A 23,041-nucleotide genomic window follows, 5' to 3' on the forward strand; every position below is an offset into this window, starting at 1 on the left:
GTTCCCAATTCTTATAAAGCTAACAATCGTAACTTTCTCATTCATTACATGTCGGTATAGTTTATCTATCTTAATAAACAAGATTTTTCATTATTAACTTGTTTAACAATAAATCCCCAATTGAAATAAATAAAAATTTATTGATAAACAATAAATTCTATGGTAAATTAATAAGATATTAAATAAATGAGGTGCTTTTTATGAAACAAGGATCAACACTCTTCTTAAAGACAGCTGTGATTCTAATGGGTATCCCCGTTCTTGCTATGTGCATTTTTTTAGTCCCTAAAATAGGAAATTTCGCTGCAGAACTATATCCTGATATTGCATATATTAAATATCTTGTATTTATCAACTTATACGCAACTGCAATACCTTATTATTTTGCGTTGTACCAAACATTTCAGCTTTTAAACTATATTGATAAGAACAACGCATTCTCAGAGTTATCTGTTAAAGCTTTAAAAAATATTAAGTACAGTGCTCTAGCAATTAGTGTATTATATGTATTAGGTTTGCCACTTTTCTATCTTGTGGCAGAGAGAGATGACGCCCCTGGCATTATTATTATTGGAATGATTATGATTTTTGCTTCAATGGTAATCGCGGTCTTTGCTGCCGTTCTCCAAAGACTATTAAAAGATGCGATAGATATAAAATCAGAAAATGATTTAACGGTCTGAGGTGAATAATATGGCAATTATTATTAATATTGATGTAATGTTAGCGAAAAGAAAAATGAGCGTAACAGAACTTTCGGAGAAGGTTGGAATTACAATGGCTAACCTTTCTATTTTGAAAAACGGAAAAGCAAAAGCAGTTCGTTTTTCAACTTTAGAAGCCATTTGTAAAGCATTAGAATGTCAACCTGGGGATATTTTAGAATATCAACCTGAAGATACTGAATGAAAAGAGTCCTTCATACGAGAAGGACTCTTTTTATTACACATTACGGTACAAAACTAATTTGACCAGTAAACAATAAGATTATCGCAATGATCCAAAATATAAAGAATGATAAGGACAGTATGAATGAAAGAATAGCAATCCCCTTCTTCTCTGTTTTTTTCGTCATTGTAATGATAGAAAGTATGATTCCTGCAACTGTCAAGGCGACTGTAATATAATCTCCAACTATATTACCTGCATTCGCTATCCTTGTCGGCGTTATAAAAACGAATAGAAAACATAAAATACCGATGAGTAAAGATATATAACTTATCATACTGTACTTCTTTTTAAGTACTATCTCACTTTTCATACTTACCCACCCCTTCTCTATAGCTATGAGTTCATATTAGCACGAATAACCATAATTTGGTTATACAAAAAAACAGATGCAGTGTGGATATTTCCACTGCATCTGTTTTTATTTAATAAATAAACCTGCTATTTCTTCTTTGTCATTATAAGTTATAATATATGTCCGTTGTTCCTTACTATATTTCGCTACAAGAATCACAGTATATAATCCATCTTTTTCTTCAATCGATTTTTTCTCAATTTTTTCGAACGTACCGGCTTTCTCTATTACAGGTGTAAGATCTTTCATTTTTTCTTCTGGCAATCCAGCTTTCATTTTACTATCAAATTTTTCATGCACTTCTTTATACTTCGCTTCATTTAATAATGATACAATTTCTTCCGCCTTTGGAATAAACTTTTTTGACGTACTTTCATCTACTTTATTACCGGTACATGCTGCAAGTGCAAACGCCGCGATAGCACTTATAATAATAAGTAACATTCTTTTCATTTTCATACACCCTTTCTTTTTAACATGAAACTATAACTAAAAACGAGTAAAGCACAAATTGCTATTGAAACTTCTGACATAATGATCCCGCTTTTCCCTTGTACATATAGCGATATAATGACAGCTAATGCATTTGTAGTCCCATGGATGAGAATTGCATATACAACATAACGAAATTTCTTTTGGACGACAGCTTGCAATACAATGAAGGAAAGCCCAATATGCAATACCATCGCAAAAATGCGCTCAATACCTCCGAAATAATAACTGTCACCATTTTGAATGACTGTTTGTGACAATAATAGGGATATTACCGGGATGCCAACTATTAACACTGCCTCAATACCACCATGCCCTGCTCCAAATAAAAAACCCGACTGCCAATCTCGTTGTTTCATAAAATAACGCATTGCGATAAAACGTGCTATCTCTTCAAAAATTCCAGCTGATAAACTAAGCAAAAGTGCAAATAGTATAGGCTGCATAACAGAAAACATTTGAAAATCTGTGCTAGTTCCATTTACATAATTCAGTATTGGTATGCGAATCAATATTTGTGATACAACAAAAGCCAATACACCTAACATATATGGAATATAGCGTTTCTTCCAGACAGCATATAAAAGTGCTACAAGCGGTAAACCAAAGCTAATCATTGTTGTAAAAATAAGACCATTCATCTCGCTTCACCTCTTACTTGAAGTGTATAAAAACGAGTGTAGAAAGTATGTAGTTCTTTCCTATTCGGTTTCCTTTTCATCATAGATGGTCATTTAAAATGAAGGTTTGGGTGAAATATGGACGTATATAATTTGTTTCCAACGTCGCATTATTTGTTTTATTTATAATCCGTTTTAATGAGAATAGCCCGTACCCTCTAGCCCCTTCTTTGCTTGAATAGGTTTTCTCATAAATTTTTTGCAGATCAATCGCTTCACTCTTTGAACTATTACGCACGATAAAATATTGTCTTGAATCCATTTTAAAAAATGCGATTTGCAATATCTTTTCCTCACTCTGTATTGATTCTTCAATTGCATTGTCTACTAAAACTGAAATGGTGCGAATAAATGAAATAATCTCCATCGAAACACTTTCAATGTTCGCTGGTATATCAAGCATTACTTTTATTTGTTGCTGCTGGGCAGTGCCAACTTTCGCCCTTAATACACTTCTCACTTCAGGAATATGTATGCGAGATAATTTCGCAATATCAAGTTCATGATCATTTATTGTTTTTAATGTAGGAGCTATTACGTCATAATACACTTGCTCAATTTCTTTCACATTTTTTGTACGTATGCCCTCTTCTAACGATAGTAATACATTCATATAATCATGACGGAAACTAGCAAGCTCATCATGCATATCCTCTAGTTTCTCCACATAATCTAATAACTCTTTATCCAAACGTTTTTCATGCTCTTCTCGTAACTTTTCTTTCGATAAGTGTGAGCTTATAAGTACGATGATTAGTAATAATAAAAATATAATAATCGCTGAAATATAACTTACTTCACTGTATTGTTGATTTAATTGTGCTAATAGCGCAGAAGATGGTTGAGTTAAGATTAATTCAATAATAAATCCGGCAATTAATAATATATAAGTTACATAGTATAGTGGACTACCTACTATATATTGAGCAATTTTTCGGATTCTTTTACGGGCTACAAAAATACCGATAAAAGTAAGTGTCGATACGGTAAGATGAATCACGCTTCCTGTCCATAAATATAAATTAAATGGCGTTAACATAAAGATTTTCATTCCTAAATCCAAAAGCAACATTTTTACTAATGTTATTATCACCATGCTCACTAGTGCAAAATATACATTATGCTTAAGTTTTAGTTCATTTTGCATTAGTCCTAAACTTATTAAAAATAACGCAATCGTACTATTCAATTCTGGATATCTCGTTACTGTTACGACTATAGCAAGTAAAATAATGAATACCGCACTTAAAGCTATTAACATTCTATATGACAATCTATTATACCGGATTAATTGAATGTACAAAAACGTATGGCTCATACTAGTAAGCAGTATTGCAAATAAATCATAAATATACATTACATCTCATCCTTTAACATGTTACGTACTTTACGCACTAAACGACGTGATACTGGAATGCGTTTCCCACTTTTTAAAACTATCATTTTCTGTTTCGCATCATAAAAAGACATTTGCTTCTTATTCACGATATATGATTGATGACAACGAAATAAACGTTCATCTATTATTTCAATTTCTTTTAAAGTCCCGTAAAAATAAACAATTCGATCTAACGTCACTAACGCTAAACGGTGCGGTTCATCCGTCATAACGTATTCCACTTCATGAAACGGAACCCGCACAGTCGCATTACTATTTTCAACGATAAATTCATCGGACGGAATAATATGCTTATTACGCGCTTCATACTGAAGTAAACATTGTTCAAAAACATTACGCCTCTCCTCATATGGCAACCCTTTATCAATAAAAGTTAAAGCTGATACCATGTATTGATAAGAAATAGGTGCAAATTCAGAATGCGTCGTTACAAATACAATAATCCCTTGCGTATCATACTTTCGTATTTCTTGCGCAACTTGTAAACCTTTACGCTCTTCCCTTTTAATCTCTATATCTAAAAAATAGATTGGGACATATTTCGCCATAGGAATATTAGTAATGATGTTTTCACTTTTACTAGTCACCTCGATAAAATCAAAAGGCAACATATATTTCTCGCAAATCCCTTCAACTAACCGCTTCATTTGCTGTGCTTGTATGACATCGTCTTCTAAAATGAAAATACTCATGTGATCACTCGCTTTATTGAAATCTTTTCATCTATAGATTTATCTATAACTATATAATTCAAATTGTTATACTAATCTCCTTCCCAAGAATTAAAATAATTAATTTGCTATTACATAGAGAAACCTCAACTATTCAAGCACAAAGTTGAGGTTTTCTTCAAATTATTCTATAACTAAATCCGCCCGCTCCTTCGGTAATTCCTTTTCTAAGTAATAACCCTCTGCTTTCCAATACCTATTCTCAAACTTTGAAAGGTTTTTCTGCGTTTCCTCACTCTCGCGCAGAAACCGTATCTCTCTTGGACAATCCAAGTACACCATATAATGAAAGAAATCTCTCCATTCTTTTCGTTGTAAAAAAACACCTTCAATTACAATTACACCTACTATGGGAATCTGTACTTTTTTCATTTCGCATGAGTCTGTCACATCATGATAGAACGGTAACTTCAGTTTTGTTTCAGTTTGTAACTTTTGAAAAAACTTCTGCCGAATCCACTCAATATCCCATTGTAAATAATAATACTCATACCATTCTTCATATCCAGTATCATATCGTTTATTACGCTCTACTATATGATCATCAATATGAAAAATATGAAACGGAATACTTTCTTGTTTCATATTTTCCTTTAAGTTTGTTACAAACGTTGTTTTTCCTGACCGACTTAAACCATCTATACCTAGAATGAACCTGTTTCCTTTATGTTTCTTCATTATATTTATAAGCTCATTTGTACTCATTATTTATTCCACTCTTCTTTTAACAACGAGTATAAAATCGTATCATGAGCAACTCCATTTTGAATCATATGTTTTCTAAGTAATCCTTCTTCTTGAAAACCTGCTTTACTTAATAATTTTTGAGAAGCTTTATTCTCTACGTATACAACAGCAGCAATTCTTATAAGTTGCAACGTTTCAAATCCGTAATCTAAAATCGATTGTAACGCTTCCGTTGCATACCCTTGTCCCCAATATGTATCATCTAATTCATAACCGATTTCAGCTCGCTTATGATGTTTGTTTATTAAATGAAATCCGCACGTTCCGATTAATTGGCCCGTGCCCTTTTTCTCAATTCCCCAGCGAAATACACTTCCCTCTTCATAACGATTTTTAAACGTTTGAATAGTCGTTTTCGCTTGTTCAATATTTTCGAAAGAATTCATTCCGAAATAACGTATAACAGATTCTTTTGAAAAATAACGGAACATCGTTTCTGCATCTAACAGTGTTAGTTCTCTTAATACTAAACGTTCTGTTTCTAGTTTCGGAAACCCCATCGCTTTTTCTCCTTCTATTCTAATGAACTGCAAATTTCAATATAATTCCCATCTGGATCAGCAATGTATGCAATTGTTTGTCCCCACGGTTTCACAATTGGTTCAACTAAAACCTTAATACCTTGTCCTCTAAATTGCTCAATCGTTTCTTGTACATTTTCAACAACGAATCCTAATTCGAAATGAGAAGATTGTAACTCGCCTTCTGTAAGTGGTAGTCCTGTTAATTCTTTCACATCTTGCCTCGTGTTCATTGCTAATATTGTATCTCCAGTATTAAATTCAATATATGTACCATGCTCTGCTTTTATAGGTAACTGTAAAATATCTTTATAAAACCTTACACATTCTTCAAACTTTTCTACATATAAAATGATGTACTTCATTTTTAAATTCATTTTACATCCCCCTTTATATCCATCCCTAAAATTTCGACAAAAGTCTCATAAAAACCTTGTTCCTTATCGTAACGAGCACAAAAAAATGAGGCCGATTTCTCGGCCCCCCAGCTTATTGGCATAAAACAGGAGATTTGGTTTGGACATAACCAGTTCGTACCCTTATTATATTTTATTTTTTCTGAATTTTAAATACATTAAACACCTATTTATATTGAGAAAGTTTTTTTGGTTGCATAAAATTTAAGAGTTTAAGAAATGCTACAAATGGAGGTGTATACATATGGAACCAATGCTATGTCCAAGCTGTAAAACGAACCGTACTCGCTTTAATATTCTTGAACAACAAGTAAAACCAGTCAAGTTAAATCCACAAACTGGTCAAGTAGAAGAAGAATACACAAATGAAAATATGAATGCTTTTCATATGGCCTATCAAGGACCAACATATAGAGTCCAATGCGCTGTATGCGGACTTGTTGAAAACCCAGAGCAATTTATTAAACCTGCGCAAAATCAGTCTTTTTCTTAAACATTTTTATTACCCCCTACCGATTTTTTGTAGGGGATTTTTCGATTTAATATGTTAATCAAAAAATGTTTTTCTTCCTTATTATAAGTTACACCCCACACCTTTTTATCCATCTTTTATTTTTTGATTTTTAATATAAATCGTTTTTTCTTCTTTTATTATTTCGGGGATGTGTGTTGGAAATGTAAATTCCGCACCTTCATATAGATTTTTATTATGTAAAAAATAACGAGTAAAAATACAATTATATAAAAACAAAAGAAGTTAATCCCGATATTTCTCCTTACAAAATCAACTTCTTTTTATTTCTACTTCTTATTATAATATTTCACTTTTTAACTTCTTAATTTTCCAAGTGAGTCTTATAAAGAAGTATATCCACATACAACCTGTAAGACCCGTCATAGCTTTCGCCCACATTGGCACTCTTGATTCCATCGGGCTTATAAATAGATTGTACATTGATGGTAATATAGTTGCTAACATAATAACAAAGAATACTAATAACTGATTTAGTTTTTGTATCCTCGTCTCCTTTTCTGAGTATATGTCAGGTAATTCATTTACCTCTTCGACTTCTTTACAAAAATAATTCCAGCTTGTGAAACTTGTTACGCGTTTCCAACCTGACATTTCGTATATTTCGAAATACTCTTGTCGTTGTTCTTTCGAATCTCTATAAACCAATCTAAAATCAGCTTTGTATATTACATCTTTTGGCTCAGTTTTCTTAAACGTATACATTACATTATATTTTTGTAATGCCCAACCTTGTTGATGCATCTTTCGTAAAAAAGCTTCTTCTTTTTCTAAATTCCATGCCGTAAAAAACTTAAACACCCTTTTAGTCTCCATCTTCCATTCACTCCCCTAATATACTATTTCCATTCCTTACAGATCTCTGTAACCTGTTATACTCTAGCTCCAATACTTCTCTACCAAGTGACGTTAACTCATAGCACTTCTTTCTATCTGTAGAGGCAACTTCAACAATTAATTTTTCTTTTAATAACTTCGTCGTATTCCCGTATAAAGTACCTGGACCGAGTTTTACTTCTCCATTAGTCATCTCTTCTACCATTTGCATAATTCCATAACCATGCATTGGTTTCACTAGTGATAACAATATGTAATATGTCGCCTCTGTTAACGGAATATATTTTTTCGCTTTTGCATTCATTATAACCACCTCCGATACATCGTTTCTTGATATATCGACTTACGATACATCGTATATCGATATTTTATAACTACATTCCAAAATATGCAAGTATAATTTAATAATCGGATATTTATTTCTTTGAATTGAAAAATCATATCAATTTTCTGAATAATTTGTTAAAATATAGAAATATCCGTTTATATTTTGAAAGGAATGATACATATGATAAATAAATTGAAAGAAAATATAGGATCCGTTTTTGTCGGTAAAGAAAATGTTATAGATTTATTACTCGTTTCATTGCTTGCTGATGGACATGTACTGCTTGAGGATGTGCCTGGTACGGGGAAAACGTTACTTGCGAAAACACTTTCTAAAAGTATAGGTGGTAATTTTTCTCGCTTCCAATTTACACCGGATGTACTTCCGAGTGATATAACAGGTATTGAATATTTTAATCCGAAAACGAGCGAATTCGAGTTAAGACTTGGACCAATCATGACCAACATTTTGCTTGCGGATGAAATTAACCGCGCTATGCCTAGAACACAGTCTAGTTTATTAGAATCGATGGAAGAACGACAAGTAACGCTTGAAAAGCAATCTACTCCTCTTCCGAAACCGTTCTTTGTTATTGCGACGCAAAATCCAATTGAATCACAAGGAACGTTTCCTCTACCAGATGCACAGCTTGATCGTTTTTTAATGACAATTTCTATAGGTTATCCGGAACCTGAAGATGAGTTGAAAATGATGCGACGTTTTCGTAACGATACACCGTTAGAAAGCGTCAAGTCTGTTATTTCTTTAGAAGACATTTTAGAAGCACAGAAAAGAGTAAAAGAAATTTTCGTATCAGAACCGTTAGAACATTACATTATTAAACTTGCTCATGCTACAAGAAATCATGATTACATCGCTAACGGTGTAAGTCCACGTGCCACACTTGCCTTAGTGCGTGCAGTTCAAGCGTTAGCCTTTTTACGCGCAAGAGAATATTGCACGCCTGAAGATATACAATTTTTAGTTCCTTCTGTTTGGAATCACCGCATTGTCTTATCAATGGAAGGCGCATTACGTACGACAAAAAATGAAATTATGCAGAGGATTTTAAAAGAAGTTGACGTACCAGTGGAGATTGAGCAAGCATGAATGGACAGCGCGTTGTAACTGTACCGTTATTTTTCCAACTCCATATTATTCAACTAACTGTCCCAGGCGCTATACTATTTACATTATTTATGCCGCAACGAATTATTATGTTTTTCTTTTTCTTCTACTATTTATTTGCGATTTTCATTTATAAATATGTCGCTTACATAGAGAAAAAATTTCAAGTGCTAAACGAGAAACAAACAACTCGGTTATTCCCTAATGAATCTGGACAGTTTTTCATTCATTTAAAAAATGGAGCAAATATACCACTCGTTAACGGTGTTTGTTATTTTCATTTAAATCCGTCCCTACTACCACAAAAAGATCAAGGGATTGAACAAATATCAAAAACGTTATTTTCTTTCCCGTTTTCCCAGCCTGCACATTCAGCGCAAAAATGGGATTTAACTTTAACCGCAACGAAACGTGGTGTGTTTCAAATTGAACAGTTCGAATGTGTCTTAAAGGATCCTTTTCATCTTTTAACTGTACATTTGCCCATTTTTGATAAATTACGAACTGAAATTATTGTGTACCCTTCTCCTAAAGAAGTAGCAGGTTTGCAAGAACTTCAGCAACTTTTAAACGGATCTTATCGAACGAATTTTTCTTTTTACAATGATGAAACATCTATTATTGGAGTTAAACGATATGAACGTGAGTCTTTCCGTTCTATCCATTGGAAAGCATCTGCTAAAATGCAGGAATTACAGGCGAAGCAATATGAACCTGTTAAAAATTATAGTTGGACAATTTGTCTTTCATTAGCTGCTGATCGCGGATTTGGTTGGAAAGATAATATAGAAGACCTTATTTCATTTGCTACATACATTTGTCAATACGCAACGAAGCATCAAATACCGTTTGAATTATTTATTAGTGTATTAGCAGAAGGTGGTCCTCTGCATTTACCATTAAACGAAGGGCAAACACATTACGCAAAAGCTTTAGAAGAGTTGGCACGTATATCAGACGATAGCACATTAATTCCGAAACAAGGATTTCTCCATTATACAAATAGAAAAGGAGAACGATCCTCTACAATGATTTACATTGGCTTGCAGAAGAATGACCTCTCTCTTCTATCGCAGCCTACGTTTCTTATCAATAACGAAGGGATGGTGGAAAAGCTTGAAGACTTGGCTCTATCACGTTAATGACTTTATTCTGCTGCTCCTCCTTTCGTTATTAACGGAAAGAGACGAACTTGTTGCTGTTGCTTTATTTTTAGTAACAGGCTATTTTGGAGTATTTTTAATTCATAAATTCATGAAGAAAAGAACGACAGGATTTGTCATACTGTTAATGACTCAAATAATTGGTTGTTCTATCTTTCTCCCTTTCTCTTTATTTGGCACAATTATGTTACCACTTTTCTTCTTTATCGTGCATGTAGTTGGACCTGGCTACCCAGTTCAAAAATCGTTAGGCGGTATTGTTTGGTTTGGTGTTTCGGCTATATTTTATGCTCCCTTTCCACCGCTCGGGAAACTGTTACTATTAGTTATACACATTATGATTACATTTTGGTTAACTGGGACAAATCGTAATCAACAGTTATTACGTTTCGCTTCTATTATTACAATTGTTGTAATGAGTACCATACTTGTTCTAATTTTCCCTTTTATTCGTCTTATTTTTAGTTTTATGACAGAAGTAGTCGCATTAGGGGTCGGTTACGTAATAAATCCATTTCTCATAGCAGCTGAATTGAAAGATACTGAAGGAATTTGGGCAAGTAAAGGGCATCTCTTAAAACCACAAATTACAGATGGGAAAACACCTCCTGATTTTGATCCAACTCTTATAAATAGCATGACCATAATAGCTTGTGCTTCTATCGCTATTTACGTCGTTTGGAAAATAATAAAAAGACGAAAACAATTCAGTTTACCAAATATGCCTGTCTTCGAATCTACTATCATCACTGATAAAGAAGGAATGAGCCAAAAACGTTTGAAACGAAATAAACCACCACATAACGAAATTCGAAAAGGGATTTTTAAACTGGAGAGTAAATTAATTCCTCCTTTAAATAGAAAACGAGGAGAAACTGTTGAAGCATGGTTAGGACGAATAAATCGTGAAGAAGATGTAAATATTGAGAGTCATATTGTTATAGATGCTTATAATACAGTGCGTTATTCAAATGAGGAAAACACCGTACTGTTACATGAATTTAAGGAAGAGATTCAAAAACTCTATGCATATCAAAAGAGTTTGAAGAAAAGAAAGAAATAACACAACAAAAAGACTCCTATTTTCATAGGAGTCTTTTTATACTTCTACGTTACTTTTTAAATTGAAGCATTCTTCCCTGCCTCAATCTCTAATGACTCTTCATGCCACCAAAGTGTTTCTTCAGGGTCTTCTTTAGCAATTTGATGTGCTTCTTTTTTCGTTTCTACTGTAGGATATGAGCCTTTTAGCGCACGTCCTGAAGTTGTAACGAATAAAACACTAAATACGACTAATCCAATAATACTTACACCTGCTAAATAAAATGCTGGTGCAAGCGGGTTACCAGTCGCATGAACTAAGTATGAACATACGAGCGGTGTTGTTCCACCGAATATCGATACAGAAATATTAAATGAGATCGAAAGTGCTCGATAACGTACATCGGTGAAAAATAGTGATGGTAATAAGGAAGGTAATGTTCCTTCATATACACTTAGGAAGAAACCTAATACGAAAATACCTGCAAATATAGCTGCAATATGTCCGTTACCTATTAGTAAAAATGCTGGAATTGCAAATACAGTTAAACCAAGTAAACCAATTTGCACGACGCGTTTATTACCAATTTTATCACTTAATTTACCGAAATATAGTGCTAGTGGAATCATAAGTGCCATCGTAATAGAAATAATTAATAAGCCAGTTGTTTCTTTGACTTTAAGTACTTGAGTTAGATAAGAAGGAATATACGAAAGAATCATATAATTTGTAATATTAAAGAAGGCGACAATTACTGTGCTTAATAAGAAGTCTTTTTTGTGATATTTAATAATATCCATAAATGAAAATTGTTCATTGTCTTCAGATTCCTCTTGTGCTTTTTCCATCTCTTCAAAGATTGGAGATTCATCTAAATGACGGCGTAAATATAAACCGACCAAGCCAATTGGTGCAGCTATTAAGAAAGGAATACGCCAGCCCCAGCTGAGCATTTGTTCATCTGTTAACAATAACGTCAAAATGGTAACAATTACCGATGCAGCAATGTAACCTGAGAGTGTTCCAATTTCAAGACCACTACCGAGTATACCACGCTTTTTATCTGGAGAAGATTCTGCGATATAAACCATTGCACCTGAATATTCGCCACCTGTAGAGAAGCCTTGAATCATTCGGGCAACTAAAAGTAGTATTGGTGCCCATACACCAATTTGTTCATAGGTTGGTAGTAATGCGATGAATAATGTAGAAAGTGCCATTAAAATAATAGTAGTACTTAACACGATTTTTCGGCCGTACTTATCTCCTATTCTACCAAAGAATACACCTCCGATTGGTCGAACGAGAAAGGCTGCTGCAAATGTACCGAATGTAAGTACAAGTTGCAATCCACTATTATCAACACCTGAGAAGAATAATTGACTTAAGATAACCGCTAAATACGCGTATAATCCGAAGTCAAACCACTCCATTGCATTCCCTATACCAGTAGCAACAACTGCTTTCCTGGCTTGTTTAGGATTGACAATATTAACGTCTTGAGGTTCAAAATTTAAATCATTATTTTGTTGCATATAATAAAACAGCTCCTTTTTTAATTTAACTTCTTTAAGCACACCTTCTCTTATTGAATAAAATTAATTCGAAGCACTTAAGGAAAAGCAACGTCTCCTTTTCTGTTATTATTATTTCATATAATTAATTATTTGTCCAATTAAATGCTCTTTTTGTATAAATTTACACCCTATTTAACTTTTCATAAAATGAAGTTAAGGCTATATAATATATACCTTTACACTACAAATGAACCTTTCATTTTTTTATATGTATAACGTTTCTATAATTGCTTCCTCTAACCTAGAAATCAGTAACTTTTACTTAAGATTTGCATATATTTAATAAGTGAACTCATTAGCTCGCATTCTGTTTTATTACATTTAACTATAATATTATTATAGTTTTAAAGGAGGCTCTTTTATGTTGGAAATAATAATTTTACTTACCACTGTTTCTTTTCTCTTAATTATTTCTGTATTTTTCATTACCTTAAAACAATATAAAGAAATTAAAAATATAAAGACTATATTAACTACAAAAAAAGAAAATGAGGAAGCTCCATCCGAAAACTCCATCCCTCTACAATTAGACCTTGGCGTTCTCAATAATTTACTCGCTTCTGGAATCAATAAAAACTCTAATTCAAGTAATGAAAATTGTGAATCTGATAAAAACAAATGATTGTTATGCTTATACCAAAAAGAAAATATATCTCCTATTTTATCTAATCTTATTAACAACTACCTCTGATTAAAAAGGAGACTGCTTATGTGTAAAAATTCAATTTCTATTATTATCCCCATACAACATAAAATAAAAAATTTACCTGGAATTTTGGAAGCATGTGAACAACTACAGCCTTTAGAAATTATCCTTACTATTAACGGATATACCCAGGATTCAATTTGGAGTGCAGATTCCTACAATTGTGAAATTATTACACTAGAAGAACCGATAGAATCTACTAATCTTTATGTAATTGGTGCAAAAAAAGCAAAGGGACAGTATCTCTTATTTTTAGATGAAAATTACATGGTTCCCCCCTCCTTACTTATACAATTTCTTCAACCATTACGAAATGGATCTGCTGACGTCGTATTAAATAATTTAGACGATTTTTTTTATCAAAAACAACAGCCAAATATAGCAATGATTTGGCAACAAGTTACGAATCATTTTTTTCATCGCCCAGATTTAAATATTAACTCCTTATTATTTCCTCCCTACGCAATGACAAAAGAAGCGCTTGACGTAATTACTCCAGATAGTTTATCAAATCCAATATTGGCCCAAATGAAAATTATTGAACATAAATTTCGGATTTGTGATCAATTCAACATTTCTATCCCTCAAGTTCCCTCTTTTCCTTCAACTCAATTCATTCATTATCATCTTGAAGCCATTGCAAATTGGATAAGTAAAATGCAAGATCCAAGAGGAAACTATACCGATAATAATCGAAAGCGGGATATTATTTTAGGGCTTCAAAACGGGGAACAAAAATCCATTCCAAAAATAATTACAGGTAAAGAGTTTTATTCGAATACTTATGGAGATAAACAATTATCAGTTATCATCCCTGTTCAAAATGAAGAAAATACGATAGAATCTGTCATTTGTGAGGTACAAAAATTAAAACCTTTTGAAATTATTGTTATTGTTAATGGATCAACAGATAAAACAGAGGAATTGGCGAAGGGTTGCGGTGCAACAGTTATAAGTTACGAAGAAGCACTTGGAAATGATACGGGACGTGCTGTTGGTGCCTTTTTTGCAAAAGGTGAAATACTATTATTTGTAGATGGAGATTTCTTAATTTCTAGTCATGATTTATTACCATTTGTACAATCTATTCAAAATGGCACGGACTTAGCTTTAAATAAACTAGAGTATTACTATATGTATCGTCTACCGTATTCTATCGTCACCGCATGTAAATATGCTATCAACTTAGCATGTAATCGGAAAGATTTAGGTATGGGATCCACAATTGCTGTCCCTCATGCTTTTAGTCGAAAATGCATTTATACGATAGGGTTTGATTCACTTCTTTCACCAACCTTAAGTCAAGTTAAAACAATTGTAGCAGGCTTTCATGTACAAAATGTCCATTCTGTCGACGTTGATAAATTGAATCGTGTTCGACCTGAAAAACACTTCTCTGAGGAAGGTTCCCTTTCATTAGCAACACAACAAATCATTGGTGATCATATAGAAGCAATTTCTTACCTGATTGAACAAAAAGATTACTTTTAATTATACATCCTGCCTACTAAATAATATATTATCTCATTTTTAATATATTACAGAATAAAAAAGATGGGTTGTAACCATCTTTTTTATTTTCACATCAACTCAAAAGAAAAGTAGCAGGCAGGCTTTTCATTTCTATATCTTTCTTAAGAAGTTTGAAAAGAGAGGCTTGTTAATGAAGAGTCAACACTTAAATCATCATTTAGTGCAATTGAGAAACATGCAACTAATGGTAAAGTAATAACAATTGATCCACTAGGACTAATTACAATAGTAGGACTTGTCCCACATGTGCCTCCACAATCGACTACTGCATCAATTCCACTACCAGGGGTAATTGTAATTTTAAGACACACATCTAAACAAACATTATTCGTAGTACATGCCATAACTCTCCCTCCTTTCCTTTAACAATATATGCAGTTAATTAAATTCGGACACGACTCTCGTACTAAATTTTATAAATTAGATGTTATTTTACTATTCGTTTAATCGGCAATTAACGTTTGATTAAACTATCTAAATCAACTAAGAAACTCAAGTCATCTTTTACTGAAATAGAAATACATGCGATAAATGGTATTACATTAAAATTAGATGAGCATTCATCATTGCACCTTACGAATATTTCTGCGCCACCATTTGGATTAACTTTAGTTTCTAAACAAATATTAAAACAATTTTTATTGATGCAAGACAAGGCATTCCCTCCTTTCTTGTACCTAATATTAATTTATACAGAAATAAAAATATCGTTACTTCTTTATTTACTCTTCACCTTATATACTTAAAATAAAGTGAAATAAAAAAAGTAAAAACCTCTTCATGTATTTGAAGAAGTTTTCACTTACACCTGAACCAAAAGAGTAACTTTTTTAAAATTTTGTTTTCATTCCAATATTCAACTTACACTCTATCCGTTGCTATTTCACCCTTATTAGTAAAGTAGCTTCCAAATTAAAATAAATCTTTAAAATCCCTATTCTTCAGTAAATAAGAAAGCCCTTCTACATGATCGCCGGTAATTCTCAATACAGCTGGTGGATGTCCTACTGTTGCAAAGTGCTCATTTGGACGAATACGATTTGGTTTCATTACATCTACAAAATGGACACATTCGACTTTATACCCTTCTAATATTGCCTTTACTTGCGCAACACACGCTGTGTGAAGAGTGTCCCACCCGATTCCCTCTAAACATTTTCTACTAATAGCATGGGGAACAGCAATTGTAGATCCTACCCCTAAATCTTTACGGTTACAAGCAATATTCAACATATATTTATATAAATTTACAATATATAGAGGAAATCTAAGATTTAAATTTAAATCGTTTAAAACCATATCAACACCATCCGCAACAGCTTGCGTTAACGGATGAAGATCTTTTGCTGGAATAGCAAAATCAGCATCAATAAAGAGAAGTATATCCCCTGTGGCTTCTTGTGCACCAATTGCCCGTCCTACATCATGCCCTAATGTTTCTTCATAAACAATTACGGTTGCCCCTGATTGCTTAGCGATTACTTCTGTCTGATCTGTTGATCCGTTAATGACAACAATTATTTCTTTCGGTTCAACTTTTCTCGCTTCAAGAATAACTTCTTTAATCGTCCCTTCTTCATTTTGTGCCGGTATAACAATTGATAACTGTTTTCCATTATAAATTGATGAATTCATCCCCCACCCTTTATGGAAATGCGAATAATTCTTTTGTTTTTTTAGTTGCTCTATAATGTCTCTTTTTCTTCCTCCATCTGTATAGTCTCCTCTATCATCTTTTCGTTGTAACCAACTCTCCAAAGCTTTTATATTCTCTTTAATCTCACATACTTCTAATTTAGTTAATTCATTTTTATAGAAAGAGGTTTTGTTTGCGGGTATATTATTCAAGGAGGTGTTAGTGATAGCTGACGAGGATTGTAGTCGCCACCCTTTCTCAATAAGAGTTATTTGAGATAGAACCGGGTTTTGCAAAGTGTCATATCCAATGTCTTCAATTGCTTTTTTTGTAATGGCATATGGCATAGATAACATCGAATCATATTTTAAATCCATACACCCCAAAACATCGTTCACTATTTTTCTATACACCATAGCAATACTTGGCCATTCTACTCTCATCTTTTCAAAACATACGGAGTCTATGTTATTCAAAATTACATCCTGTTCCTTTTTCAGTATCGGTTCTATAAATCGCTCTAATTCTACCGAAAAAATGACATCTTCCCCATCTAAAAATAAGACTACATCTCCATTGGCGATTTTTGCCCCATGAACTGGTGCTTTCCATTTATTTTTTTCTTCAATCACAACAACATTACTTTCAACAAATGTGGGTAAAGTTTGTATCACACTCATTCTATCATCAGCTACAATAATAATTTCTAGTGGTTTTATATGCTGCAATTTGTTTAAAATTTGATTCAATTTCGATTTTTCTTCTCCTAAAACTATAACGACTGACAGCCCCACTTCTTTTTGTTTTTCTTTTACAGTCTGATTAGGCTTTACTTTTTTTATATATTCAATTGTTTCACTCTTACCTACAGCTGCATGCCCTGCTTTCTTATCGAAATATAAATCTATTACAATTTCATTTACTTCCGTATCCTTATCCAATTGTTCTAATTCAGAAATGAATGGTAGTAAATGATTTTGCACATCAAATTCACATGCGAAATTTTGCAAAAAATAAATATTTGGTACATATTTAATGTGATTAAAAAATTTCACAACATTAATTCTTTCGCCAAATTTCTCCTCAACTTCTTCTCTTGATAAACCTGGATAAGACAAATCGAAAACTAGATTTATTGGTACAGGTATCCATTTTAATAAATTTGTTTGAGGATTATTAATTAAAGCTGTGGAGCCCTTAACGAATCCAGCTAAAATTAAAGACATAAACCCTCCCCCGGAACTACCATAAAACAACACATTTTCCGAATCAATTTTTAACTTTGCAAATACTATTTCTAAAATATTTGCTATATCTTGCAAGTAAAATCTATCTAACTCCCCCTGTCCCCAACCTAAAGATAATTTTCCAAGATATAATGTAGGATCATTATAATATATAACAGTATCTTCAAATTCATCCATCCATGAATGTCGATGAAAAATAGGCGGACCAATTGGCTGTTCTTGAAATCCACCTGCTCCGGATCCAAAAACAATAGTGTTAGAAGCATTAGGCTTAATACGAATTAAAAATTCATACGTTACTTTATCCCAATCAACCTTGAGTATAAATGGTTCTGTAGTTTGAAAATCCATTTGCCATAATTCTTCATATGAAATGTTAATTTTTTTGTACTGGTCTAACAGTTTAATCACCCTTTCCATCTATTTCAAGATGTTCTATTAAGTAAGAGAGAGCTTCAACGTGATCACCAATTATTCTTAATACTGCCGGAGGATGTCCATTGTGACTTACATTCTCCATTAAACGAATTCTATTCGGTTTTACAACATCAACGTAATGTACACATTCTACTCTATACCCTTGTAATATAGCTTTTACTTGTGCAAGACTAGGGCATAGTAAACTTTCCCACCCTATTGCATCTAAGCATGATCTACTCATAGCATGTGGAATTGCTACTAATGAGCCATTACTTAATTCTGGACGATTATATGCTAAATTAAGCATATATTTTACGACGTCTACAACATAAAACGGAGGATGTAACATCGGATTCAAATCATTTAATGCTATGTCTACACCAGCTGAAACTGCTTTTGTAAAGTGATGCAAATTACTTCCTGAAACGCTAAAATCACCATCAATAAATAAAAGAATATCTCCTGTAGCTTCAAGCGCTCCAATAGCACGTCCAACATTATGACCAAGTCGTTCGTTATATTCAATAATAGTAGCACCAAGTCTTTTAGTAATATTAGCCGTTTGATCTGTCGAACCATTTACAACGACAATTATTTCTAGCGGTTCTATTTTTCTTGCCTCAAGTACTACTTGTTCTATAGTCTCTTCTTCATTTTGCACTGGTATAATGACAGAAAGTTGCTTCCCGTTATAAATTGAAGAATGCATTCCCCAGCCTCGATGATACGAAGGATACTGCTTGCTTTCACCTAATCTTTGAATAATATCTCTTCTTTTTCCTGCATCAGTAAACCCTACTCTTCTTCCCTTTTTCTCTATCCATTTAGAAATACCGATTAAATATTTTTTCACTTTCTCTTTTTCATTTTCTAACAATTCTTTTTTAACTAAATACCCTTCTTCTTGTAACGTCTCATCTCTAGATAACGTTTTTATTGCATATTGATCGTTAATCCGCCAGCCTTGATTCACTATGTTCATATGAGCTAGAACGATATTTTTCATATAATCAAAGCCGATATTTACCACTACTTCTTTCGTAAGTGCATATGGTAATGAAAGTATTGAATTACTTTTTAAATCTGGTCGACTTAAAATTTCATTTAACATTTTTCTCCAAACAATATCCATATTTGGACATTTACCAACTTCTATAAATTTATCTATTTTATTTAATACTACATCAGCCTGATTTGTAACGACTGGCTCAATAAAATTCTTCATTTCATTTGAAGATAATGAAAAATTACTATCTATAAATAACAATACATCTCCTTTTGCTGCCTTTATAGAAGCTTCGTACCCATCATCATGCGTACTATATTTATCCATCACAACAATATGACATTTATGCTTCTTTGCTATTTCATACAAATTACTTCTATCGTTAGGAACGAAAATTATAATTTCAAGAGGATTTAACTTCCATATAGATTGAATTGACTCTTCTAATATTTGCTCTCTTTCACTATACAAAATAATAACCGTTAACGATTTCATTACACGCCCCCTTTACACATCATGTGACATAAAGTGAAACTTTAATCAGTGGGGGTTTTCTTCATCCCCCACTGATTATTAGCCCTCACCAATCGGACTTTTATGGGCAGCCCGACCCCCACCTAACTTCTTTGCTTTCGCTGCATTTTGAGGTGGGGGTCTTACTGCCCATTAAAGCGGGATAAAATATTAAGTATTACCATTTCCTATGAATTTGCTACTTTATTAACATATTCAAAAGTGAATTATACTGTGTAAAAACAACCGTCTATTTTTGAAAATATAAGTTCTGCACTTACCTCCTTTCTCTTACCATTGTTTGTTACAACTCTCACCATAAAAAACACAAAAAAGCCCTAATTTCTTTAGGACTCTTTTAAATAAATTTATCAATATTATTAATTTTATATACTACCTTTTTCCATGTTATACCGCGATCTTTTGTAGTAAATATTTCTTTTTTATTACACGCCCAACCTTTACGCCGATTAAAAAAATGCAAACAAAATACATTTTTTAACAATGGATTGCTTGATACTTTGATCCATTTTGCTCCTTTTTTTATTATTTGATACACACTTCCATTTTCACTATTTATAACCCAGCCATAATAGGAACTAAAAAACGAAACAGCCACTTTACTCGTATTTATTGTTTTATTTGAAATATGCCACGAATTCCCCTTATCAAATGAGTAATTCATTAAAAATACATTATCCTTCATTTTAGTTGGTATTACTAATAAGTTATTTTTATAGATTGCTTTATAAGCCATAGTAGTCCCATTATTAATTCCTTCAAGACTTGGAATATCTTTTATAGGATGCCAACTTTCCCCACCATTTATTGTTTTAAATACCGTTGATATTTCATATTGTTTTTGTAATGAAATAAATCCAATTAGATCGTTTATAAATGTTATCCCTGAAATACTATCACTAATACTTATATTTTTTATTACTTTCCAAGCTTTCCCTTTCGTTTTCAAATAGTATAAATTATGTTCAAATTTATTTGATGCAAGCTTTCTAGATAATACAATCCATATACTATCTATATTCGTAGCATGCAATTGTACTTGAACATCAGTCGATTTCTCCCAATCTTCTTCAACCGGTAAAATAAACTCACTCCATCTTTCCCCTCTATTAACTGTATAAAATATAGCTGGCAATAAATCGTCATTCGTTTTTGTTAAACCATATGCCCAAGAGCTTCGAGCATTTATTGGATATACAAATAATACAATTGAATTAAGAGGATTGACAACATCCCATTCTACTCCTCCGCTTCGAGTATATAAGATAGCCTGCTTTTTATTTGTATATTGAATACCGGCCCACCCATATTTATCCGTTCTCATTTGTAAAGAAGTAAATTGAATATCATTATTTTCCAATCTATCACCTCATTCTTATTATTTATATATTCGTATGCTATTATTTTTAAAACGTTCTATCATTAGTTGTTAGTACCAATCGTTTATCTACTATCTTTATATTTACTTTCTTTTTTCTTCAACAGTAAAATATCATTCAATCATGTATCAAATCTAATAAAATCCATTCCAATTCTTGCTATTATTATTTAATAACAACTGTATTTTATAAAGTGAAACTTTAATCAGTGGGGGGTTTCTTCATCCCCCACTGATTATTAGTTGAACCAATCGGACTTTTATGGGCAGTTGATCCCCTACCTAAATTCTTTGCTTTCGCTGAATTTTGAGGTGGGGGTCTTACTGCCCGTTAAAGCGGGATAAAATTCAACTATAAAAAATGCACCCCAATTGCAAAGTTATTTTTAACAATTAGAGTGCATTTTATATAATATTTAGCTTTTAACTTTTAAGCACTTACTACAGCAGCAACTTTATCCATACAAGAAATAAATTGAGTAATAAATGCATCAATTTCTTCTTTCGTAATTATATACGGAGGGAGTAAACGAATGATGTTCCCTTGTGTAACGTCAACTAACATTCCTTTCTCCATTAGCTCTACCTGTAATTTCTTCACATTTTCATTCGTATCATTCAAACTAATTCCAAACATCATACCAGCATGACGTACTTCCTGAATATAATAAGAATTTTCTTTCTGGATTTCTTGCAACTTATCATTTAAATATAGTGACGTTTCATACGCTTCTTGCATTAAACCATCTTCAATCAATGTGTTTAATACCGTTAACCCTAAAGCTGTTCCCATAGATGAATGAGCAAACGTTGTGCCGTGATCTCCTGGTGCAAATACATCGCATAACTTTTCACCTACAATAATTCCTCCAAGCGGGATCCCGCCTCCTGCTCCTTTACCAATTTGAATAATATCTGGTGTAATATTGAAATTTTGATAAGCAAATAGTTTCCCCGTTCTCCCCATACCACTTTGTACTTCATCAACAATAAGTAGTACATTGTATTTCTCACATAAGTGTTGAACACCATGTAAATATTCACGCGATAAAGGATAAATACCCCCGCTGCCTAATACAGGTTCTAACATAATTGCAATTGGATTTTCTTTAACAATTGTTTCTTCTAATTGCTCTATATTCTCGCGCTCTACTTCATATACAGGAATCGATGTTTTAGGGAAATTTTGATATACACTTTCTTGTCTCGTAAAATGAAGTGCTCCTAATGTACGCCCATGGAAACTATTCTTCATCACTACGATTCCTTCACGTTCTTCATTCGTATTAGCTCTATATTTATCAATTAATTTCAACGTTGTTTCTGTCGCTTCCGTACCAGAGTTTGTAAAAAAGACCTTTCCATTTTTTAATGAGCAATCCACTAATTTCTTTGCATATTCAATCGCAACTGGATTTAAAAAATGAAACGGCAGATGCAACGATTTTGTAACTTGTTCCATTGTCGTTTGTACAATTTTCGGATGATTATACCCTAATACGTTCACTCCGACACCAGAAAATAAGTCTACATACTCTTTACCATCCACATCATAAAGCTTGCACCCTTCTCCTCTTTCTATCGCAACCTTCGTACGACAATACGTAGACATCATATATTCCTTATCTAATTGAAACCAATCCGACATGTTAAATTCCTCCTAGTTATTTTCCCTGTTTATTTAT

25 protein-coding genes are annotated in these 23,041 nt (G+C 32.8%); 8 read left to right on the forward strand and 17 right to left on the reverse strand.

Going from position 1 to position 23,041, the window contains the following annotated elements:
* Positions 1-200 precede the first annotated feature (200 nt).
* Together AAG068_RS14680 and AAG068_RS14685 are read left to right on the forward strand one after the other, a co-directional pair.
* Positions 201-683 carry a DUF2975 domain-containing protein gene (locus tag AAG068_RS14680; RefSeq protein WP_342714806.1) on the forward strand — a complete coding sequence of 161 codons (483 nt, stop codon included), beginning with the start codon at positions 201-203 and terminating at the stop codon, positions 681-683.
* A gap of 10 nt (positions 684-693) precedes the next feature.
* Positions 694-909, forward strand: a complete 216-nt coding sequence (locus AAG068_RS14685; protein WP_000974619.1) for a helix-turn-helix domain-containing protein — start codon at positions 694-696, stop codon at positions 907-909.
* Positions 910-949: 40 nt separating this feature from the next.
* Here AAG068_RS14685 and AAG068_RS14690 read toward each other — a convergent pair whose 3' ends face one another.
* The 8 genes from AAG068_RS14690 to AAG068_RS14725 all read right to left on the reverse strand — a co-directional run bounded on the left by AAG068_RS14690 (position 950) and on the right by AAG068_RS14725 (position 6,250).
* Positions 950-1,261, reverse strand: a complete 312-nt coding sequence (locus tag AAG068_RS14690) for a hypothetical protein (protein WP_342714808.1) — start codon at positions 1,259-1,261, stop codon at positions 950-952.
* 108 nt (positions 1,262-1,369) lie between these two features.
* Positions 1,370-1,756, reverse strand: coding sequence for a DUF3887 domain-containing protein (locus AAG068_RS14695; protein ID WP_342714809.1), 387 nt, complete (start codon positions 1,754-1,756; stop codon positions 1,370-1,372).
* A gap of 2 nt (positions 1,757-1,758) precedes the next feature.
* Entirely contained in the window at positions 1,759-2,436 is a 678-nt protein-coding gene (locus tag AAG068_RS14700) for a YhfC family glutamic-type intramembrane protease (RefSeq protein WP_342714810.1), read from the reverse strand.
* A gap of 79 nt (positions 2,437-2,515) precedes the next feature.
* The gene (locus AAG068_RS14705) at positions 2,516-3,832 is read right to left on the reverse strand and encodes a GHKL domain-containing protein (protein WP_342714811.1); all 1,317 of its coding nucleotides are present in this window, start codon (positions 3,830-3,832) and stop codon (positions 2,516-2,518) included.
* Positions 3,832-4,566 (reverse strand): LytR/AlgR family response regulator transcription factor, encoded by a 735-nt coding sequence (locus tag AAG068_RS14710; protein ID WP_342714812.1) that lies wholly within the window; start codon positions 4,564-4,566, stop codon positions 3,832-3,834. Before AAG068_RS14710 ends, AAG068_RS14705 begins: the two co-directional genes overlap by 1 nt.
* Positions 4,567-4,728: 162 nt before the next feature.
* On the reverse strand, positions 4,729-5,310 hold the full coding sequence (locus AAG068_RS14715; RefSeq protein WP_342714813.1) for a kinase: 582 nt from the start codon (positions 5,308-5,310) through the stop codon (positions 4,729-4,731).
* Positions 5,310-5,852 carry a GNAT family N-acetyltransferase gene (locus tag AAG068_RS14720; RefSeq protein ID WP_342714814.1) on the reverse strand — a complete coding sequence of 181 codons (543 nt, stop codon included), beginning with the start codon at positions 5,850-5,852 and terminating at the stop codon, positions 5,310-5,312. The genes AAG068_RS14715 and AAG068_RS14720 overlap by 1 nt, the downstream gene beginning before the upstream one ends.
* A 14-nt stretch (positions 5,853-5,866) precedes the next feature.
* Complete coding sequence (locus AAG068_RS14725; RefSeq protein WP_098668652.1) at positions 5,867-6,250, reverse strand: VOC family protein; 384 nt, start codon at positions 6,248-6,250, stop codon at positions 5,867-5,869.
* A 283-nt stretch (positions 6,251-6,533) separates the two neighbouring features.
* Between AAG068_RS14725 and AAG068_RS14730 the strand changes: the two genes are divergently transcribed.
* Positions 6,534-6,782: a hypothetical protein gene (locus AAG068_RS14730; RefSeq protein ID WP_000433607.1), complete on the forward strand. Its 249-nt coding sequence runs from the start codon at positions 6,534-6,536 to the stop codon at positions 6,780-6,782.
* Positions 6,783-7,100: 318 nt separating this feature from the next.
* Here AAG068_RS14730 and AAG068_RS14735 read toward each other — a convergent pair whose 3' ends face one another.
* Both AAG068_RS14735 and AAG068_RS14740 read right to left on the reverse strand, forming a co-directional pair.
* Positions 7,101-7,637, reverse strand: a complete 537-nt coding sequence (locus AAG068_RS14735) for a DUF2812 domain-containing protein (protein WP_087955877.1) — start codon at positions 7,635-7,637, stop codon at positions 7,101-7,103.
* Between the two features lie 7 nt (positions 7,638-7,644).
* A complete protein-coding gene (locus AAG068_RS14740) occupies positions 7,645-7,962 on the reverse strand; it encodes a PadR family transcriptional regulator (RefSeq protein WP_097843601.1) in 318 nt (105 codons plus the stop codon).
* Positions 7,963-8,166: 204 nt separating this feature from the next.
* Here AAG068_RS14740 and AAG068_RS14745 point away from each other — a divergent pair, with 204 nt between their 5' ends.
* The 3 genes from AAG068_RS14745 to AAG068_RS14755 are packed head-to-tail and all read left to right on the forward strand — an operon-like array spanning position 8,167 to position 11,340.
* Complete coding sequence (locus AAG068_RS14745) at positions 8,167-9,096, forward strand: AAA family ATPase (RefSeq protein ID WP_342714815.1); 930 nt, start codon at positions 8,167-8,169, stop codon at positions 9,094-9,096.
* Entirely contained in the window at positions 9,093-10,256 is a 1,164-nt protein-coding gene (locus AAG068_RS14750; RefSeq protein ID WP_342714816.1) for a DUF58 domain-containing protein, read from the forward strand. The genes AAG068_RS14745 and AAG068_RS14750 overlap by 4 nt, the downstream gene beginning before the upstream one ends.
* Entirely contained in the window at positions 10,231-11,340 is a 1,110-nt protein-coding gene (locus tag AAG068_RS14755) for a DUF4018 domain-containing protein (RefSeq protein ID WP_342714817.1), read from the forward strand. Before AAG068_RS14750 ends, AAG068_RS14755 begins: the two co-directional genes overlap by 26 nt.
* 56 nt (positions 11,341-11,396) lie before the next feature.
* On the opposite strand, the gene AAG068_RS14760 is transcribed toward AAG068_RS14755, so the two are convergent.
* Positions 11,397-12,854, reverse strand: coding sequence for an MFS transporter (locus tag AAG068_RS14760; protein ID WP_001186940.1), 1,458 nt, complete (start codon positions 12,852-12,854; stop codon positions 11,397-11,399).
* A gap of 403 nt (positions 12,855-13,257) precedes the next feature.
* On the opposite strand from AAG068_RS14760, the gene AAG068_RS14765 reads away from it, so the two are divergent.
* Positions 13,258-13,518, forward strand: a complete 261-nt coding sequence (locus AAG068_RS14765; protein WP_098347453.1) for a hypothetical protein — start codon at positions 13,258-13,260, stop codon at positions 13,516-13,518.
* Positions 13,519-13,605: 87 nt separating this feature from the next.
* Positions 13,606-15,093 (forward strand): glycosyltransferase, encoded by a 1,488-nt coding sequence (locus AAG068_RS14770; RefSeq protein ID WP_342714818.1) that lies wholly within the window; start codon positions 13,606-13,608, stop codon positions 15,091-15,093.
* 143 nt (positions 15,094-15,236) lie between these two features.
* Here AAG068_RS14770 and AAG068_RS14775 read toward each other — a convergent pair whose 3' ends face one another.
* The 6 genes from AAG068_RS14775 to AAG068_RS14800 form a co-directional block, all read right to left on the reverse strand.
* Complete coding sequence (locus tag AAG068_RS14775; RefSeq protein ID WP_016118130.1) at positions 15,237-15,479, reverse strand: hypothetical protein; 243 nt, start codon at positions 15,477-15,479, stop codon at positions 15,237-15,239.
* Positions 15,480-15,589: 110 nt separating this feature from the next.
* Positions 15,590-15,790: a hypothetical protein gene (locus tag AAG068_RS14780; protein WP_342714819.1), complete on the reverse strand. Its 201-nt coding sequence runs from the start codon at positions 15,788-15,790 to the stop codon at positions 15,590-15,592.
* Between the two features lie 257 nt (positions 15,791-16,047).
* A complete protein-coding gene (locus AAG068_RS14785) occupies positions 16,048-18,369 on the reverse strand; it encodes a glycosyltransferase (protein WP_342719769.1) in 2,322 nt (773 codons plus the stop codon).
* Positions 18,370-18,421: 52 nt separating this feature from the next.
* Complete coding sequence (locus tag AAG068_RS14790; protein ID WP_342714820.1) at positions 18,422-19,939, reverse strand: glycosyltransferase family 2 protein; 1,518 nt, start codon at positions 19,937-19,939, stop codon at positions 18,422-18,424.
* 376 nt (positions 19,940-20,315) lie between these two features.
* On the reverse strand, positions 20,316-21,338 hold the full coding sequence (locus tag AAG068_RS14795) for a hypothetical protein (RefSeq protein WP_342714821.1): 1,023 nt from the start codon (positions 21,336-21,338) through the stop codon (positions 20,316-20,318).
* A gap of 448 nt (positions 21,339-21,786) precedes the next feature.
* The gene (locus AAG068_RS14800; RefSeq protein ID WP_342714822.1) at positions 21,787-23,004 is read right to left on the reverse strand and encodes an aspartate aminotransferase family protein; all 1,218 of its coding nucleotides are present in this window, start codon (positions 23,002-23,004) and stop codon (positions 21,787-21,789) included.
* Positions 23,005-23,041: the final 37 nt, after the last annotated feature.

Origin of the sequence: Bacillus paramycoides, from assembly GCF_038971285.1 — a bacterium.
In the GTDB taxonomy this organism is placed as follows: Bacteria; Bacillota; Bacilli; order Bacillales; family Bacillaceae_G; genus Bacillus_A.

Bases quoted from the DNA above. Each gene is read 5' to 3' on its own strand.
- AAG068_RS14680 (WP_342714806.1), top strand. From the start codon at position 201: ATGAAACAAGGATCAACACTCTTCTTAAAGACAGCTGTGATTCTAATG.
- AAG068_RS14685 (WP_000974619.1), top strand. From the start codon at position 694: ATGGCAATTATTATTAATATTGATGTAATGTTAGCGAAAAGAAAAATG.
- AAG068_RS14690 (WP_342714808.1), bottom strand. From the start codon at position 1,261: ATGAAAAGTGAGATAGTACTTAAAAAGAAGTACAGTATGATAAGTTAT.
- AAG068_RS14695 (WP_342714809.1), bottom strand. From the start codon at position 1,756: ATGAAAAGAATGTTACTTATTATTATAAGTGCTATCGCGGCGTTTGCA.
- AAG068_RS14700 (WP_342714810.1), bottom strand. From the start codon at position 2,436: ATGAATGGTCTTATTTTTACAACAATGATTAGCTTTGGTTTACCGCTT.
- AAG068_RS14705 (WP_342714811.1), bottom strand. From the start codon at position 3,832: ATGTATATTTATGATTTATTTGCAATACTGCTTACTAGTATGAGCCAT.
- AAG068_RS14710 (WP_342714812.1), bottom strand. From the start codon at position 4,566: ATGAGTATTTTCATTTTAGAAGACGATGTCATACAAGCACAGCAAATG.
- AAG068_RS14715 (WP_342714813.1), bottom strand. From the start codon at position 5,310: ATGAGTACAAATGAGCTTATAAATATAATGAAGAAACATAAAGGAAAC.
- AAG068_RS14720 (WP_342714814.1), bottom strand. From the start codon at position 5,852: ATGGGGTTTCCGAAACTAGAAACAGAACGTTTAGTATTAAGAGAACTA.
- AAG068_RS14725 (WP_098668652.1), bottom strand. From the start codon at position 6,250: ATGAATTTAAAAATGAAGTACATCATTTTATATGTAGAAAAGTTTGAA.
- AAG068_RS14730 (WP_000433607.1), top strand. From the start codon at position 6,534: ATGGAACCAATGCTATGTCCAAGCTGTAAAACGAACCGTACTCGCTTT.
- AAG068_RS14735 (WP_087955877.1), bottom strand. From the start codon at position 7,637: ATGGAGACTAAAAGGGTGTTTAAGTTTTTTACGGCATGGAATTTAGAA.
- AAG068_RS14740 (WP_097843601.1), bottom strand. From the start codon at position 7,962: ATGAATGCAAAAGCGAAAAAATATATTCCGTTAACAGAGGCGACATAT.
- AAG068_RS14745 (WP_342714815.1), top strand. From the start codon at position 8,167: ATGATAAATAAATTGAAAGAAAATATAGGATCCGTTTTTGTCGGTAAA.
- AAG068_RS14750 (WP_342714816.1), top strand. From the start codon at position 9,093: ATGAATGGACAGCGCGTTGTAACTGTACCGTTATTTTTCCAACTCCAT.
- AAG068_RS14760 (WP_001186940.1), bottom strand. From the start codon at position 12,854: ATGCAACAAAATAATGATTTAAATTTTGAACCTCAAGACGTTAATATT.
- AAG068_RS14765 (WP_098347453.1), top strand. From the start codon at position 13,258: ATGTTGGAAATAATAATTTTACTTACCACTGTTTCTTTTCTCTTAATT.
- AAG068_RS14770 (WP_342714818.1), top strand. From the start codon at position 13,606: ATGTGTAAAAATTCAATTTCTATTATTATCCCCATACAACATAAAATA.
- AAG068_RS14775 (WP_016118130.1), bottom strand. From the start codon at position 15,479: ATGGCATGTACTACGAATAATGTTTGTTTAGATGTGTGTCTTAAAATT.
- AAG068_RS14785 (WP_342719769.1), bottom strand. From the start codon at position 18,369: ATGGATTTTCAAACTACAGAACCATTTATACTCAAGGTTGATTGGGAT.
- AAG068_RS14790 (WP_342714820.1), bottom strand. From the start codon at position 19,939: ATGAAATCGTTAACGGTTATTATTTTGTATAGTGAAAGAGAGCAAATA.
- AAG068_RS14800 (WP_342714822.1), bottom strand. From the start codon at position 23,004: ATGTCGGATTGGTTTCAATTAGATAAGGAATATATGATGTCTACGTAT.